This is a genomic window from Oleiphilus sp. HI0117 (assembly GCF_001635235.1).
In genome coordinates this window covers 1-339 of sequence record NZ_LWGA01000396.1, presented here as the reverse complement: position 1 = coordinate 339, position 339 = coordinate 1, and the positions used below count along the sequence as shown (strand labels likewise).

The following is a 339-nucleotide window of genomic DNA, read 5'->3' as shown; positions in this document are numbered from 1 at the left end:
AAAACCGAGAAGCATCAGTATAGCTCCCACAAAGCCGTACATACCTAAGACTTCATCGAATACCCAGTAACCAACCATTGCGCCAAAAACAGACTCCATCGAAAATATGATCGCTGCAATAAAGGGGTCTGCTTTCTTTAAAGCAAAGACCTGAAGTGTATACGCCATACCCACAACGAAGATGCCACTACACAAGGCCCAAAGATAAGCAGAGTTGAGACTAGCCATAGGGCCGCCCTCAAAGCTCAGGGAAAAAACTAAACTTAATAAAGCGCAGACAATAAATTGAAAAAGTGCGAGAACAAGCAAGTCATGCTTGCCCACCCAGAAACTGATAGC

1 protein-coding gene is annotated in these 339 nt (G+C 44.2%); it reads right to left on the bottom strand.

The features are described 5' to 3' along the window. Nucleotides 1-324 (bottom strand): EamA family transporter (locus A3757_RS04690; RefSeq protein ID WP_231878216.1); only part of this gene is annotated, 324 nt, incomplete at its 3' end. Nucleotides 325-339: the final 15 nt, after the last annotated feature.